This window comes from Pseudomonas sp. 3-2 (assembly GCF_019710535.1).
Taxonomy (GTDB): Bacteria; Pseudomonadota; Gammaproteobacteria; order Pseudomonadales; family Pseudomonadaceae; genus Aquipseudomonas; species Aquipseudomonas pharyngis.
Window position 1 is genome coordinate 4,460,971 of sequence record NZ_CP081200.1, and the last position, 16,434, is coordinate 4,477,404.

At 56.4% G+C, this 16,434-nt stretch carries 11 protein-coding genes, 2 tRNA genes and 3 rRNA genes; 6 read left to right on the forward strand and 10 right to left on the reverse strand.

Going from position 1 to position 16,434, the window contains the following annotated elements:
• The first annotated feature begins 59 nt into the window (after positions 1-59).
• Complete coding sequence (locus tag K3819_RS20120; RefSeq protein WP_064598173.1) at positions 60-995, forward strand: LysR family transcriptional regulator; 936 nt, start codon at positions 60-62, stop codon at positions 993-995.
• Here the strand turns inward: K3819_RS20120 and K3819_RS20125 are convergent.
• Genes K3819_RS20125 through K3819_RS20135 form a run of 3 tightly spaced genes read right to left on the reverse strand, consistent with a single transcriptional unit; the run spans position 989 to position 3,968 of the window.
• Positions 989-1,918, reverse strand: a complete 930-nt coding sequence (locus tag K3819_RS20125; RefSeq protein ID WP_221397823.1) for a glyoxylate/hydroxypyruvate reductase A — start codon at positions 1,916-1,918, stop codon at positions 989-991. The two genes, K3819_RS20120 and K3819_RS20125, sit on opposite strands and share 7 nt — an antisense overlap.
• Positions 1,915-2,670, reverse strand: coding sequence for a class II aldolase/adducin family protein (locus K3819_RS20130; protein WP_221397824.1), 756 nt, complete (start codon positions 2,668-2,670; stop codon positions 1,915-1,917). Before K3819_RS20130 ends, K3819_RS20125 begins: the two co-directional genes overlap by 4 nt.
• Complete coding sequence (locus tag K3819_RS20135; protein WP_221397825.1) at positions 2,667-3,968, reverse strand: MFS transporter; 1,302 nt, start codon at positions 3,966-3,968, stop codon at positions 2,667-2,669. The genes K3819_RS20130 and K3819_RS20135 overlap by 4 nt, the downstream gene beginning before the upstream one ends.
• Positions 3,969-4,112: 144 nt before the next feature.
• Here K3819_RS20135 and K3819_RS20140 point away from each other — a divergent pair, with 144 nt between their 5' ends.
• A complete protein-coding gene (locus tag K3819_RS20140; RefSeq protein WP_064381145.1) occupies positions 4,113-5,072 on the forward strand; it encodes a LysR family transcriptional regulator in 960 nt (319 codons plus the stop codon).
• 12 nt (positions 5,073-5,084) lie between these two features.
• Here the strand turns inward: K3819_RS20140 and mrdA are convergent, their stop codons facing one another.
• From mrdA to K3819_RS20170, 6 genes are all read right to left on the reverse strand, one after another.
• The gene (gene mrdA, locus K3819_RS20145; protein ID WP_221397826.1) at positions 5,085-6,977 is read right to left on the reverse strand and encodes a penicillin-binding protein 2; all 1,893 of its coding nucleotides are present in this window, start codon (positions 6,975-6,977) and stop codon (positions 5,085-5,087) included.
• Positions 6,978-7,199: 222 nt separating this feature from the next.
• Positions 7,200-7,315 (reverse strand): 5S ribosomal RNA (gene rrf / locus K3819_RS20150).
• Positions 7,316-7,472: 157 nt separating this feature from the next.
• A 23S ribosomal RNA gene (locus K3819_RS20155) occupies positions 7,473-10,363 on the reverse strand.
• Between the two features lie 244 nt (positions 10,364-10,607).
• Positions 10,608-10,683 (reverse strand) — tRNA-Ala (locus tag K3819_RS20160).
• A gap of 30 nt (positions 10,684-10,713) precedes the next feature.
• Positions 10,714-10,790, reverse strand: a tRNA-Ile gene (locus K3819_RS20165).
• A gap of 81 nt (positions 10,791-10,871) precedes the next feature.
• Positions 10,872-12,408 (reverse strand): 16S ribosomal RNA (locus K3819_RS20170).
• The 16S, 23S and 5S rRNA genes sit together here with 2 tRNA genes alongside, the layout of an rRNA operon.
• A 657-nt stretch (positions 12,409-13,065) precedes the next feature.
• On the opposite strand from K3819_RS20170, the gene rhtA reads away from it, so the two are divergent.
• Entirely contained in the window at positions 13,066-13,953 is an 888-nt protein-coding gene (gene rhtA, locus K3819_RS20175; protein ID WP_064598184.1) for a threonine/homoserine exporter RhtA, read from the forward strand.
• A gap of 168 nt (positions 13,954-14,121) precedes the next feature.
• Positions 14,122-14,403, forward strand: coding sequence for a hypothetical protein (locus K3819_RS20180; protein WP_221397827.1), 282 nt, complete (start codon positions 14,122-14,124; stop codon positions 14,401-14,403).
• Positions 14,404-14,413: 10 nt separating this feature from the next.
• On the opposite strand, the gene K3819_RS20185 is transcribed toward K3819_RS20180, so the two are convergent.
• Positions 14,414-14,983, reverse strand: a complete 570-nt coding sequence (locus tag K3819_RS20185) for a TetR/AcrR family transcriptional regulator (RefSeq protein WP_221397828.1) — start codon at positions 14,981-14,983, stop codon at positions 14,414-14,416.
• A gap of 90 nt (positions 14,984-15,073) precedes the next feature.
• Here K3819_RS20185 and K3819_RS20190 point away from each other — a divergent pair, with 90 nt between their 5' ends.
• Together K3819_RS20190 and K3819_RS20195 are read left to right on the forward strand one after the other, a co-directional pair.
• Positions 15,074-15,802 carry an SDR family oxidoreductase gene (locus tag K3819_RS20190; RefSeq protein ID WP_221397829.1) on the forward strand — a complete coding sequence of 243 codons (729 nt, stop codon included), beginning with the start codon at positions 15,074-15,076 and terminating at the stop codon, positions 15,800-15,802.
• A gap of 33 nt (positions 15,803-15,835) precedes the next feature.
• Positions 15,836-16,426 carry a 2-hydroxychromene-2-carboxylate isomerase gene (locus K3819_RS20195; RefSeq protein WP_039770330.1) on the forward strand — a complete coding sequence of 197 codons (591 nt, stop codon included), beginning with the start codon at positions 15,836-15,838 and terminating at the stop codon, positions 16,424-16,426.
• Positions 16,427-16,434: the final 8 nt, after the last annotated feature.

The window sequence follows — 16,434 nt, forward strand, 5'->3', positions numbered from 1 at the left end:
TTAGTCAATTTTCTATTTATTATTCCGAGTATTACCTCACCTTATAATCGAGAGTCGCCATGGCCGAACGCGATGTCCAACGCCTGCTCAACGACCGCCTGGACTGGAACCTTTTGCGCACCTTCCGGGTGATCGGCCAGGAGCTGAGCATCAGCCGCGCCGCCGCGCGTCTGCACCTGACTCAACCGGCGGTGAGCCAGGCACTCAAGCGTCTGGAGGAGCAACTGGGTCGCCAGCTAATCGCCCGGCGCGGCCCACGCTTTGCCCTCACCGAAGTCGGCGAGCAGATCTTCGAACTGGCCGGCGAGATCTACGGGCAAATGTCCCAGGTCAGCAGCCTGCTGGAGCAACCGGCTGACGAAGTGATCGGCAAGGTGCGGCTGCTGATCATCAGCCGGATCTTTTCCGAGCGCTTCGATGACTTCCTCGCTGACTTTCATCGGCAGTATCCACGGGTGGATCTGGAGGTCGATGTGATGCGCAGTTCGGACATCGTCAGCGCCCTTCAGGAGAAAACCGCGACGCTCGGCCTTAGCCTCAATCGCCGCCCGCAACCGCGTCTGGAACAGCGTCTGTTTCTGCGTCAACGCTATGCGTTCTTCTGTGGCAAACACCACGCGCTGTTTGGCCGACAGGACATCGGCGAAGGCGATTTGCAGCGTGAGAATTTCGTCAGTTTCACCAGCGACCAAATTGGCGGCATGCTCTCGCCGCTGACGATTTTTCGCGATCAACAGGGCTTCAGCGGACGCATCGTTGCGTCATCGCCGAGCCTGGAAGAAGTACGGCGACTGGTGATCGCCGGGTTCGGTATCGGTTGCCTGCCGGAGCACGTGGTGGCAGCGGACGTCGAGGCCGGATTGCTCTGGCGCCTGCCGCCCCACGAGGGTATTGCCGATGTCGACATTCATCTGCTGTGGAACCGCGACCAGCGCTTGAGCCGCGCCGAAACGCTGTTCATCGAACGCTTGCAGGCCTGCCTGGCGGATCAGTAACCGAGCAGGCGATCCGCGCTGTTGAGCAGCGGCTCGCCGGCATTCAAACGGCGGAAGTTCTCGGCGATCTGATCGGCGATGCAATCGTGGGAGGCTGCCGAAGCCATGTGCGGAGTGATGGTCACGCCCGGGGTTTTCCACAGTGGATGATCGGCGGGCAGCGGTTCCTGTTCGAAGACATCGAGCAGCGCCCCGCGCAGATTTCCACGGGCCAGTGCCTGTTGCAGATCGTCGATGTTCAGATGCCCGCCGCGCCCGACGTTGACCAGCGCCGCGCCGTTTGCCAAGCGCTCGAAAGTCTGGCGATTGAGGATGCCGCGAGTCTCGTGAGTCAGCGGCAACAGATTGATCAGCAATTCCACACCGTCGAGGAACGGGTGGAAGGCACCGGTGCCGGCAAAGGTCTGCACGCCCGGTAAATCCTTTTTGCTGCGCGCCCAGCCACGCACGTCATAACCGGCACTGGCCAGGTCTTGGGCAATCGCGCTGCCGAGCGAGCCGAGCCCCATCACACCGATCCGGAACTCACGGGCCGGGCGTTGCAGCGGTCGCTCCCAATGCTGTTGGCGTTGTTGCTCGAGCACTTGATCGAAGCCGCGATGAAAGTGAATCACCGCCCAGCGCACATACTCGGTCATGCCTTGGCGATGGCCGGGATCAACTACCCTGCACACTGGCAAATCCGGGCACGACGGATCGTGCTCCAGGTGATCAATGCCGGCGGCGACCGAGTGAATCACTTGCAGATTGGGCAACGCGGCGAGGCTGTCCGGCAGCGGAAACCAGCACGCCGCGATCTGCGCATTCGCCGCCCGGGGATCGTCGGCCAGCACCGCTGAAAGCTGCGGCGCACGGCGGGCAAAGGCTTCCTGCAATTGTTTGAGCAACAGCGTATCGCGGGACATCAGTGCAACGGTGTTCATGACAGATAGGACTCGCGCTGGGATTCGATCAGGGTCAATGCGGCCTCCCAGGCCAGGTCGATGATGTTGTCCTGCTCATCGCGGTCGAACTGTTCGGCGGTGTGGGCACAGACTTCCGGCGACGGGAAATGCAGCTCGCAACCGCCGGCCAGCGCTTGCACTTGAGCCTGGCAGGCGCGCTCCAGAAAGTGGATTTCCTGGAATGCCTGGGCCACGCTCGAACCGCCGACCAGCAGGCCGTGATTGCGCAGGATCATCGCCCGGTGCGGGCCGAGGTCGGCGATCAACCGATCGCGCTCGTCCAGCGACAGAGCGATACCTTCGTAGGTGTGGTAAGCGAGTTTTCCGAAGAACTTCAACGCGTGTTGACTGATCGGCAGCAGGCCTTGTTTCTGCGCGGCGACAGCCATGCCGGCGGCGGTGTGGGTGTGAATCACGCAGTTCAGATCCGGCCGCGCCATGTGGATCGCCGAGTGGATCACGAAGCCGGCAGCGTTGACCCGATGCCCGGCGTATTCAGGGTCGACGATGCGCCCGTCCTGATCGATGCGCACCAGATCGGAGGCGCGCATGCGGTCGAAAATCACGCCGTAGCGGTTGATCAGGAAATGGTGCTCAGGCCCCGGAATCCGCAGGGTGATGTGGGTGTCGATCAGGTCGGTCATGCGAAAGTGCGCGATCAATCGGTACAACGCCGCAAGCTCGCAACGGGCTTGCCATTCGATCGGGTCAATGTGGGCGGGCTTACTCACGAATACACCTCTTTGTGGGTATGAAGGACGACCGGGTTGGCCCGCAAGCGCGCGAGGCCGCAGACACCGATCAGAGACAGGGCGGACAGCAGCGTGAAGAACACCGCCAATGGCAGCCACTGTCCGGAGAACTTGCTGGCCAGCAGCGTGCCGATCAGCGGCGTGGTACCGCCGGCCAACGCACAGCTCAACTGGTAAGCGATGGAGATCCCCGAGTAGCGCAGGTGCACCGGGAAGGCCTGGGTCATGTACCCGGCGATCACCGCGTACAAGGCCGAGAGAATCACCACCGCGACAGCGATGCCGAGGGTCATCAACAGAATGTTTTGAGTGCCGACCAGCAGGAACATCGGGTACGGCGTGCCCATGCACAGCAACGCCACCAACATCAGGAATCGGCCTTCGCCGATGCGCTCGGCGAGCAGTGCCGATAACGGTTGCGACAGCAGTTGAATGACTGTCACCAGGAACAGGCAGTCGAGAATGGTCGCGCGCGGAATGCCCTGATATTGGGTGACGTAGGTGATCATGAAGGTGTTGGTGAAGAAGAACCCGGCCGAACCGATGGTGACTGCGGCCGCGGCGAACAGGATCTGCCGCCAGCACTGACGGATCACGTCTTTCACCGGGTATTTAGCGGTTTCGTTGTTGTCCTTGGCCTTGGCGAATTCCGGCGATTCATGCACCCCGGAGCGGATCATCAGGCCGACCATCATCAACACGCCGCTGGCGAGAAACGGCAGACGCCAGCCCCAGGCGAGGAAGTCTTCCGGCGACAGCGATGTCACCAGGCGGAAGGCGATCAGAGCCAGCAGCAAACCCGCCGGACTGCCGAGCTGGGCGAACGAGGCGTAGAACGTCTTGCGCTTGGCCGGCGCGTGCTCACTGGCCATCAACACCGCCCCGCCCCACTCGCCGCCGACGGAGATGCCCTGAATCAGGCGTAATACGATCAGCCCGATCGGCGCCCAGATGCCGACGCTGGCGTAGCTCGGCAACATACCGATACCCGCCGTGGCCAAGCCCATCAGTGCCATGGTCACCAGCAACATTTTCTTGCGGCCGAGGCGATCACCCAAATGGCCGAACACCATCCCGGCCATCGGACGGGCGATGAAGCCTACGGCGAAACTGCCGAACGCGGCGAGGGTGCTAGTCACCGGGTCGCTGCTGGGAAAGAACACTTGCCCGAGCACCAGTGCGGCGGCGGTGGCGTAGATGTAGAAATCGTAGAACTCGATGGTCGTGCCAATGAAGGCAGCGGCCGCGGCGCGACGCGGCTGAGCGGTGGTGTGCATGCAAGAACCCTGTGTATTTATAGTTTTGGGCAGGTGTCGAGGCGGCTGACGGTCGCGCTCTGTGGCGCTTGTGGGCTTTATCGCTTCCGTGAAAGGATTAGTCAATTTTCAAAAACTTATCTTTACTATTAGCGTGGCTACTACATGACCTCCTCCGCAAATCCCTGGATTGGCCGACGTTTTCTCAATGACCGGCTGGACTGGAACCTGCTCCGCACGTATCTGGTGATCGGGCAGGAAGGCAGCATGAGCCGTGCCGCTGCCCGCTTGCACATCACCCAGTCGGCAGTCAGCCAGGCGTTGAAACGTCTCGAAGAACAACTGGATTGTGTGTTGATTGCGCGCAGTGGAAGGCGCTTTGATCTGACGGAAACCGGGGAAGAAGTCCTGCGGATTGCGGCGGATATCTACGGCGATATTTCCCGTTTGGGCACGGTGGTCGAGAACCGCCATGACGACGTTGTCGGCAAGATCCGCATCCTCACCGTCAGTGGCGTGCAGGCGCGGCATTACGACGAGTTTCTTGCGGATTTCCACGAAACTCACCCGAAAATCGAGCTGGAAGTCGAGGTGATGGGCAGCTCGAACATCATCAGTTCATTGCTGCAAAAGACCGCTACGGTAGGTGTCGGATTGTGTCGTCTACCGCAGCCGAGGCTGGAACAACGGGTTTTGTTTCGTGAGCGCTATGCGTACTTTTGCGGGCAGCGGCACCGGCTGTTCGGGCAGCAGAATCTGACGCTGGAGCAACTCGCGGCAGAGAACTTTGTCAGCTTCACCAGTGATCAGCTCGGCGGCAATCTTTCGCCGTTGACGCTGTTTCGTGATCAACAGGGCTTTACCGGCAAGATCGTCGCATCCTCCACCAGTTTCGAAGAAATTTATCGCCTGATCTGTGCGGGATTCGGGATTGGTTGTTTGCCGATTCACCTGGTTCGACGGGATGTCGAACAGGGCTTGCTGTGGCGTTTGCCGCCGGAGGATGGGGTGGTGGATTTCGATATTCAGCTGCTGTGGAATCGCGAGCAGAAGATGACTCAGGCTGAAACGGTGTTCCTCGACAGCTTCCAGCACATGCTCAGCTTGCGTGAGCCTGTGCTGTGAAGCTGTGACGGATTACACGTGGGGATCGCCCGGCGCTTTGGTCGGCGCCGCGTATTGCGGCTTGAGGTGACCGTCCTGGTCGAGTAGCCAGGCGTCCATGATCTGCCGCACTACGGGACCTGCGACGCGGCCACCGGCCTCGCCGTTTTCGATCATCACCGAAATCACGATCTTCGGATGCTCGGCCGGAGCAAAGCCGACGAACAAGGCGTTGTCGCGATGGCGCTCAAGGGTTTTCTCGCGGTTGTAGCGTTCGCCCTGCTTGATCGCCACCACCTGCGCCGTACCACTCTTGCCGGCGATGCGGTATTGCGCACCGGCCGCCGCCGCACGGGCAATGCCTCGGGCGTCGTGCATCACCATCTGCATGCCATGATTGACCTGTTCCCAGTCACGGGGATCCTTTAGCAGGATATTCGGCATCGGGTGTTCGTCCACCGGTGCTACACCGTCGACGGTCTTGGCCAGATGCGGACGGTTCCAGACGCCCTTGTTGGCGATCAACGCAGTGGCCTGGGCCAGTTGCAGTGGCGTGACTTGCATGTAGCCCTGGCCGATACCGAGAATCACAGTCTCGCCAGGGAACCAGGCCTGACGACGAGTTGCACGTTTCCAGGCTTGGGACGGCATCAGGCCGGGTGACTCCTCGAACATGTCGAGCGAGACTTTCTCGCCGAGGCCGAACATCGTCATGTAGTCGTGCAGGCGATCGATGCCGAGCTTGTGCGCCAGGTCGTAGAAGTAGGTGTCGTTGGAGCGCATGATCGCGGCGTCCATGTCCACCCAGCCGTCGCCGCTGTGGTTCCAGTTGCGGTACTTGTGATCGAAATCAGGCAGTTGGTAGTAACCCGGATCGAAGACGCGGGTCTGAGGCGTGACCACGCCGGCGTCGAGCCCGGCAATCGCCACCTCTGGCTTGATCGTCGAACCGGGCGCGTACAGGCCGCGCAACACGCGGTTGAACAGCGGGCGGTCAATGGAGTCACGCAGCGCGGAGTATTCCTTGGAGCTGATACCGGTCACGAACAGATTGGGGTCGAAGCTCGGGTTGCTGACCATGGCCAGCACTTCGCCGGTCGATGGGTCCAGCGCAACCACCGAGCCGCGACGGTCGCCCAGTGCGGCTTCGGCGGCTTCCTGGAGTTTAACGTCGAGACTCAGAACAATGTTTTTGCCTGGTATCGGATCGGTGTGTTTCAGCACGCGCAGTACGCGGCCCTGAGCATTGGTCTCAACTTCCTCGTAACCGACGTGGCCGTGCAGTTGCGGCTCGTAGAAGCGTTCGATACCGGTCTTGCCGATGGATTGGGTGCCACGGTATTCGACAGAATCGAGGGTCTTGGATTCTTTTTCGTTGATACGGCCGACATAGCCGATCGAGTGTGCGAAGTGTGCGCCCAATGGATAGTTACGAACGAATTGCGGCTCGACATCCAGACCCGGCAGGCGGAACTCGTTGACTGCCAGCACGGCGATCTGTTCTTCGGTCAGCTCGTAGAACAGCGTCACTGGTGTAAACGGGTGACGCGACTGCTTCATGGCCTTGTCGAAGACTGCGCGGTCTTCGGCGGGCAGGTGCAGAAGGTTGATGACTTCATCCAGTTCCTGGTTGACGTCAGTCGCGCGCTCTCTTGTGATCGTCAGGTTGTAGCTGGGACGGTTGTCGGCCAGCAACACGCCGTTGCGATCGTAGATCAGGCCGCGTGTCGGCGGTATCGGCAGTACATGGACGCGATTGTTCTCGGAGATGGTCGAGTGATAGTCGAACTCGACGACTTGCAGGATGTACAGGCGCACAACCAAGGCGCAACTAATGGCGAAGACGAACAAGGCACAGGCGATCAGGCGTTTGTTGACCAGCCGCGTCTCTTTTTCGTGATCTTTGATTGGGATGGGTTCGGGCATTTCTGCAGCCACTCTTTGACAAAAAAATGAGCGCCGATCCTTAGGCGTGACATCAGTCCGTTAAAAAACGAGCTGCACCATACCAAAAACCGGGCGGTCATTTCAGAGGGATTTCCCCAATGGTTGCGATCGTGACGGTTGGAGCTTCAGCTTCCTCCAGGCACTTTCCTGCGGACAAAACAAAACCCCAACTGCTTTCGCAATTGGGGTTTCGGAATTTAATCTTGACGATGACCTACTCTCACATGGGGAAACCCCACACTACCATCGGCGATGCATCGTTTCACTTCTGAGTTCGGGATGGGATCAGGTGGTTCCAACGCTCTATGGTCGTCAAGAAATTCGGGTACTGAGTCGTGGCCAGATGGCCTCGCTTCAGCAAATTGGGTATGTGACAGCTGTCGGTGTTTTGTGAGCGTCGAACTTTCGGTTCATTTTCGTCTTCACACACCGCAATCTGGTCTCTTTCGAGTCTACAGATTGCTTGGGTGTTATATGGTCAAGCCTCACGGGCAATTAGTATTGGTTAGCTCAACGCCTCACAGCGCTTACACACCCAACCTATCAACGTCGTAGTCTTCGACGGCCCTTCAGGGAACTCAAGGTTCCAGTGAGATCTCATCTTGAGGCAAGTTTCCCGCTTAGATGCTTTCAGCGGTTATCTTTCCCGAACATAGCTACCCGGCAATGCCACTGGCGTGACAACCGGAACACCAGAGGTTCGTCCACTCCGGTCCTCTCGTACTAGGAGCAGCCCCTCTCAAATCTCAAACGTCCACGGCAGATAGGGACCGAACTGTCTCACGACGTTCTAAACCCAGCTCGCGTACCACTTTAAATGGCGAACAGCCATACCCTTGGGACCGGCTTCAGCCCCAGGATGTGATGAGCCGACATCGAGGTGCCAAACACCGCCGTCGATATGAACTCTTGGGCGGTATCAGCCTGTTATCCCCGGAGTACCTTTTATCCGTTGAGCGATGGCCCTTCCATACAGAACCACCGGATCACTAAGACCTACTTTCGTACCTGCTCGACGTGTCTGTCTCGCAGTCAAGCGCGCTTTTGCCTTTATACTCTACGACCGATTTCCGACCGGTCTGAGCGCACCTTCGTACTCCTCCGTTACTCTTTAGGAGGAGACCGCCCCAGTCAAACTACCCACCATACACTGTCCTCGATCCGGATAACGGACCTGAGTTAGAACCTCAAAGTTGCCAGGGTGGTATTTCAAGGATGGCTCCACGCGAACTGGCGTCCACGCTTCAAAGCCTCCCACCTATCCTACACAAGCAAATTCAAAGTCCAGTGCAAAGCTATAGTAAAGGTTCACGGGGTCTTTCCGTCTAGCCGCGGATACACTGCATCTTCACAGCGATTTCAATTTCACTGAGTCTCGGGTGGAGACAGCGCCGCCATCGTTACGCCATTCGTGCAGGTCGGAACTTACCCGACAAGGAATTTCGCTACCTTAGGACCGTTATAGTTACGGCCGCCGTTTACCGGGGCTTCGATCAAGAGCTTCGCGTTAGCTAACCCCATCAATTAACCTTCCGGCACCGGGCAGGCGTCACACCCTATACGTCCACTTTCGTGTTTGCAGAGTGCTGTGTTTTTAATAAACAGTCGCAGCGGCCTGGTATCTTCGACCGGCGTGGGCTTACGCAGCAAGTGCTTCACCCTCACCGGCGCACCTTCTCCCGAAGTTACGGTGCCATTTTGCCTAGTTCCTTCACCCGAGTTCTCTCAAGCGCCTTGGTATTCTCTACCCAACCACCTGTGTCGGTTTGGGGTACGGTTCCTGGTTATCTGAAGCTTAGAAGCTTTTCTTGGAAGCATGGCATCAACCACTTCGTCGCCTAAAGGCAACTCGTCATCAGCTCTCGGCCTTGAAACCCCGGATTTACCTAAGATTTCAGCCTACCACCTTAAACTTGGACAACCAACGCCAAGCTGGCCTAGCCTTCTCCGTCCCTCCATCGCAATAACCAGAAGTACAGGAATATTAACCTGTTTTCCATCGACTACGCTTTTCAGCCTCGCCTTAGGGACCGACTAACCCTGCGTCGATTAACGTTGCGCAGGAAACCTTGGTCTTTCGGCGTGGGTGTTTTTCACACCCATTGTCGTTACTCATGTCAGCATTCGCACTTCTGATACCTCCAGCAAGCTTCTCAACTCACCTTCACAGGCTTACAGAACGCTCCTCTACCGCATCACTTGCGTGATACCCGTAGCTTCGGTGTATGGTTTGAGCCCCGTTACATCTTCCGCGCAGGCCGACTCGACTAGTGAGCTATTACGCTTTCTTTAAAGGGTGGCTGCTTCTAAGCCAACCTCCTAGCTGTCTAAGCCTTCCCACATCGTTTCCCACTTAACCATAACTTTGGGACCTTAGCTGACGGTCTGGGTTGTTTCCCTTTTCACGACGGACGTTAGCACCCGCCGTGTGTCTCCCATGCTCGGCACTTGTAGGTATTCGGAGTTTGCATCGGTTTGGTAAGTCGGGATGACCCCCTAGCCGAAACAGTGCTCTACCCCCTACAGTGATACATGAGGCGCTACCTAAATAGCTTTCGAGGAGAACCAGCTATCTCCGAGCTTGATTAGCCTTTCACTCCGATCCACAGGTCATCCGCTAACTTTTCAACGGTAGTCGGTTCGGTCCTCCAGTCAGTGTTACCTAACCTTCAACCTGCCCATGGATAGATCGCCCGGTTTCGGGTCTATTCCCAGCGACTAGACGCCCTATTAAGACTCGCTTTCGCTACGCCTCCCCTATTCGGTTAAGCTCGCCACTGAAAATAAGTCGCTGACCCATTATACAAAAGGTACGCAGTCACAGAACAAAGTCTGCTCCCACTGCTTGTACGCATACGGTTTCAGGATCTATTTCACTCCCCTCTCCGGGGTTCTTTTCGCCTTTCCCTCACGGTACTAGTTCACTATCGGTCAGTCAGTAGTATTTAGCCTTGGAGGATGGTCCCCCCATATTCAGACAAAGTTTCTCGTGCTCCGTCCTACTCGATTTCATGACTAAGAGACTTTCGCGTACAGGGCTATCACCCACTATGGCCGCACTTTCCAGAGCGTTCCGCTAATCTCAAAGCCACTTAAGGGCTAGTCCCCGTTCGCTCGCCACTACTAAGGGAATCTCGGTTGATTTCTTTTCCTCAGGGTACTTAGATGTTTCAGTTCCCCTGGTTCGCCTCTTGCACCTATGTATTCAGTACAAGATAACCATCTTGTGATGGCTGGGTTCCCCCATTCAGACATCTCCGGATCAAAGTCTGTTTGCCGACTCCCCGAAGCTTTTCGCAGGCTACCACGTCTTTCATCGCCTCTGACTGCCAAGGCATCCACCGTATGCGCTTCTTCACTTGACCATATAACCCCAAGCAATCTGGTTATACTGTGAAGACGACATTCGCCGAAAATTCGAATTTCTCAACTAAGAGAACTCACAAATTTTACCTTAGCCTGATCACCACCAGTGAAAGTGGCCATCAGTCTATCTTTCTATCACATACCCAAATTTTTAAAGAACGAACTAGTCAAAGACTAGAAATCAACATTCACCATCACAACGATGGAATGCTCATTTCTAAGCTCTTACTTCAGAAGCAGTAGTGGTGGAGCCAAGCGGGATCGAACCGCTGACCTCCTGCGTGCAAGGCAGGCGCTCTCCCAGCTGAGCTATGGCCCCGTATTTCTACAGGCGTTTCCCACACAAAATTGGTGGGTCTGGGCAGATTCGAACTGCCGACCTCACCCTTATCAGGGGTGCGCTCTAACCAACTGAGCTACAGACCCAATTTCGGGCTGCTTCTTTCGTCTTCTTCAATGAATCAAGCAATTCGTGTGGGAACTTATGGAGCAGCTGATGTCGTCGATTAAGGAGGTGATCCAGCCGCAGGTTCCCCTACGGCTACCTTGTTACGACTTCACCCCAGTCATGAATCACACCGTGGTAACCGTCCTCCCGAAGGTTAGACTAGCTACTTCTGGTGCAACCCACTCCCATGGTGTGACGGGCGGTGTGTACAAGGCCCGGGAACGTATTCACCGCGACATTCTGATTCGCGATTACTAGCGATTCCGACTTCACGCAGTCGAGTTGCAGACTGCGATCCGGACTACGATCGGTTTTATGGGATTAGCTCCACCTCGCGGCTTGGCAACCCTTTGTACCGACCATTGTAGCACGTGTGTAGCCCAGGCCGTAAGGGCCATGATGACTTGACGTCATCCCCACCTTCCTCCGGTTTGTCACCGGCAGTCTCCTTAGAGTGCCCACCATTACGTGCTGGTAACTAAGGACAAGGGTTGCGCTCGTTACGGGACTTAACCCAACATCTCACGACACGAGCTGACGACAGCCATGCAGCACCTGTCTCAATGTTCCCGAAGGCACCAATCCATCTCTGGAAAGTTCATTGGATGTCAAGGCCTGGTAAGGTTCTTCGCGTTGCTTCGAATTAAACCACATGCTCCACCGCTTGTGCGGGCCCCCGTCAATTCATTTGAGTTTTAACCTTGCGGCCGTACTCCCCAGGCGGTCAACTTAATGCGTTAGCTGCGCCACTAAGAGCTCAAGGCTCCCAACGGCTAGTTGACATCGTTTACGGCGTGGACTACCAGGGTATCTAATCCTGTTTGCTCCCCACGCTTTCGCACCTCAGTGTCAGTATCAGTCCAGGTGGTCGCCTTCGCCACTGGTGTTCCTTCCTATATCTACGCATTTCACCGCTACACAGGAAATTCCACCACCCTCTACCATACTCTAGCTCGCCAGTTTTGGATGCAGTTCCCAGGTTGAGCCCGGGGATTTCACATCCAACTTAACGAACCACCTACGCGCGCTTTACGCCCAGTAATTCCGATTAACGCTTGCACCCTCTGTATTACCGCGGCTGCTGGCACAGAGTTAGCCGGTGCTTATTCTGTCGGTAACGTCAAAATTGCAGAGTATTAATCTACAACCCTTCCTCCCAACTTAAAGTGCTTTACAATCCGAAGACCTTCTTCACACACGCGGCATGGCTGGATCAGGCTTTCGCCCATTGTCCAATATTCCCCACTGCTGCCTCCCGTAGGAGTCTGGACCGTGTCTCAGTTCCAGTGTGACTGATCATCCTCTCAGACCAGTTACGGATCGTCGCCTTGGTGAGCCATTACCTCACCAACTAGCTAATCCGACCTAGGCTCATCTGATAGCGCAAGGCCCGAAGGTCCCCTGCTTTCTCCCGTAGGACGTATGCGGTATTAGCGTTCCTTTCGAAACGTTGTCCCCCACTACCAGGCAGATTCCTAGGCATTACTCACCCGTCCGCCGCTGAATCCAGGAGCAAGCTCCCTTCATCCGCTCGACTTGCATGTGTTAGGCCTGCCGCCAGCGTTCAATCTGAGCCATGATCAAACTCTTCAGTTCAAACATCTTTGGGTTTTGAGAAAACCCTAAACTTGGCTCAGCAATCGTTGGTTACATCTTTGATTTCTCGCGGAGTAACTTGTGATGCTGATAATCTTTCTGACTATCAGTCTGACTCCACAAGCACCCACACGAATTGCTTGATTCAGTTGTTAAAGAGCGGTTGGTTAAGATCTTTCGTCTCAACCGAGGCGCGCATTCTACAGCAGCCTCATTTGCTGTCAAGTGATTATTTTCAGAAGTTTTCGAAGATTTCTTCAACAACTTCAACCACTTGCGCTTCCGATCTCTCGTTAGCGGGAGGCGAATTCTACAGCGTTACACGCTGCTGTCAACACCTCTTTTTCTCCGCTTTCGACCGAGAAGATCGAACCGTTGAAAGCACCAGAAAAACCGGCATTTCCAACTCTTTCCAGGCTTCGATGAACTGAAGCGACCCACCCTCGAAACCTACTTAACTCATTGAATCTCAAAGAGTTTTCCGTTTCGACTGCGCCGGAAGTGGTGCGAATTATAGAGACTCAGAATCTGCCGTCAACCATTAATTTGAGTTTTCTATCAAGAGAAGGAAAAAGACCGCTTCTTTATAGACGGGGGCTTGGCGAGTGCGCACTATATTGCCCAATACAACAGCTACTCTTCGGATGATGCCACGCAATGAACGATCAACCTCGCAGCCTTGCCTCAACTCTGTTCCCGGTTGGCCTGCTATTAATAGCCATGGCATCAATCCAGTCCGGCGCTTCGCTGGCCAAAAGCATGTTCCCTATCGTTGGAGCCCAAGGTACTACTACCCTTCGCCTGATCTTCGCCAGCGTGATCATGCTGTTATTGCTCAAACCCTGGAGAGCGAAGCTGACAGCCAAATCACTGCGCACAGTGATTATCTACGGGATGGCACTAGGCGGCATGAACTTCCTTTTCTATATGTCGTTGCGCACCGTTCCGCTCGGCATCGCAGTCGCGCTGGAGTTCACGGGTCCGCTGGCAGTCGCTATCTATGCCTCGCGTCGCGCGATCGACTTTCTCTGGATTGCCCTGGCTGCCATCGGCTTGTTGCTGTTGATACCGACCGGCGCCACGGCAACGGGTATCGATCTGGTCGGTGCAGGTTATGCGCTGGGAGCCGGCGCGTGCTGGGCGTTGTATATCCTGTTTGGCCAGAAGGCCGGCGCAGATAACGGCGTGACCACTGCGGCACTTGGTGTGATGATCGCAGCCCTGTTCGTCGCCCCCATAGGCATCGTCCACGCCGGCAGCGCACTGCTGACACCCGCATTGATCCCCATCGCTATCGGGGTCGCGATCCTTTCCACAGCTCTCCCCTACACACTGGAAATGGTCGCCCTCACCCGCATGCCCGCCCGCACCTTTGGCACGCTTATGAGCATCGAACCGGCCTTCGGCGCACTCTCGGGTCTGCTTTTCCTTCAGGAATACCTCTCTTTGTCACAATGGATGGCGATCCTGTGCATTATTCTGGCCTCCGTAGGAGCAACCATGACGATGGGCAGCACCTCTAAACCCGCCATCGCGGCAGATTGAAAGAGGATTTTACGAAGGTCTGGCAATTGGCGTTCATTTAGGCCATGTTTAGCCTCGCAACCCAATGCCAGACATGGATTTTTTCGGATAGGGATATCGGAACGCTTCAAGCGAGAGCGCATACAGGCAGACCCGAGCGTCAGACTCGAGGCGGCCATAAGGACGGTAATGAAACGAATTTTGATACTGATGGCCATACTCGCCGTTGCGGGCTGCGCGGCGACGTCGAAGACCCACGTAAAACACGGCAAGAAAGGGCTGCACATCAACTGTTCGGGGTTGTCCTCCTCTTGGGACAAGTGCTACGCCAGCGCCGCGAACTCTTGCGCGCCGAAGGGCTACAAGGTCATTGCAAAATCTGGCGACACCGTGGAAGAGCCAGGTGATTATCCCTTTGGCCTCAACCCCGCCGGCTATACCAGCCGCAGCATGATCGTCATCTGCAAATAAATCATCGCCCCTACTGCGTTCGCGAAGCGCCGAGCTGGATCCCGATCTCTTCACGACAGGAATCCAGCACCCGCTGCTGAATCCTGGGCGACGCCAGCATACGCGCCACCACCAGTGCCCCGACGCATTGCGACAGAATTGCCCAGGCCAGGCTGTCACTTTCCAGAATTTGCGCCCAACTCTCCTGAAGCTTGCAAATCCACAGCTCAGCCTGTTCCCGCACAACGACGTCCGACCGCGCAATCTCGGCGCCCAGAGCCGGTAATGCACAGCCCAGTTCAGGCTGCTCGACATGAGCCATTTTCAGATACAGCTTCAGGCACCGCTCCAGCCGTTCGCGATCATGCGCACCCTGCCCGCCCAACCGCTCCAGACTCTGGCATAACTCGCGCTCGACGATAGCCGCGAACAGAGCATCCTTGGACGAGAAGTGGCTGTAAAACGCCGCCCCACTCAGGCCGATCGCCTTCATCAGACCATCGACGCCCATTGATGAAAACCCATTTTTTTTCGCAGACAACGAGCTGCTTTGCAGGAGCTTTTCTTTGGTTTCCAGCTTATGACCGGCGGAATACCGCATGTTCTGTCCTCACATTGAGTGCCTTGACGCTGAGCAAATCCTAGCATAACGTTCGTTCACTTAACGATCGTTTACTAAAGGGATCCACCCATGAATAACAAGAAGGTCGTGTTGGTTGTCGGCGCAGGTGACGCCACGGGCGGCGCCATTGCTAGGCGGTTTGCCAAAGAAGGTTTCATCGCTTGCGTCACGCGGCGCAGCGCCGACAACTTGCAGCCCTTGGTGGAAGCCATTCAGATGGACGGCGGTGAAGCCCACGGTTTTGCCTGCGATGCGCGCAAGGAAGAAGACGTAATTGCGCTGATTGAAGATATCGAAACCCGCCTCGGACCGATTGAAGCATTCGTTTTCAACATCGGCGCCAACGTGCCCTGCAGCATTCTTGAAGAAACCGCTCGCAAGTATTTCAAGATCTGGGAGATGGCCTGTTTCTCCGGGTTTCTCAATGCCCGGGAAGTCGCCAAACGGATGGTGACCCGCCGTCGCGGCACGATCCTGTTTACGGGTGCCACCGCTGGTCTGCGGGGCGCCTCGGGTTTTGCCGCATTCGCGGGAGCCAAGCACGGTATCCGGGCTCTGGCACAAAGCATGGCCAGAGAGCTTGGCCCGATGAACATTCATGTCGCCCACGTTGTGGTCGACGGTGCCATCGATACCGATTTCATCCGCGACAACTTCCCTGACAAATATGCCACCAAAGATCAGGACGGTATCCTCGACCCCGAACACATTGCCGAGAACTACTGGTATCTGCATAGCCAGCCACGGGACGCCTGGACGTTCGAGCTGGATCTGCGCCCGTGGAACGAACGCTGGTAATCCCACCAAGAACAAAAACAGAGTGCAGCGAACATGAGCAAAACCGTGGAGTTCTATTTTGATCTCGGCAGCCCCGCCACCTACCTGGCGTATACTCAACTGCCGAAAATCTGCGCTGAAACCGGCAGCCAGTTGATCTACATTCCGATATTGCTGGGCGGCGTCTTCAAAGCCACCGGCAACGCGTCGCCGGCAATGATCCCGGCCAAGGGTCGTTACATGTTTCAGGACCTGGACCGCTACGCCAAACGCTACGGCGTGCCCCTGAAATTCAACCCGCATTTCCCGATCAATACCCTGATGTTGATGCGCGCGGTCACCGGCATTCAACTGCGTTATCCGGATCGCTTCCTGGCATTCATCGATTGCCTGTTCAAAGCGCTGTGGGTTGAAGGCCGCGCCCTCGATGAGCCGGCAACAGTTGCCGCCGTGCTGACCGAACATGGCTTCAATCCTGAAGAAGTACTGGCATTGACCAACGATGAAGCGGTCAAGGCTGCGCTCAAGGACAACACCGAAACCGCCGTGAAGCGTGGCGTCTTCGGTGCGCCGAGCATGTTCATCGACAACCAGTTGTTCTTCGGTCAGGACCGGCTCGACTTCGTTGTGGAAGCCCTGCGTTAAATCTCCAC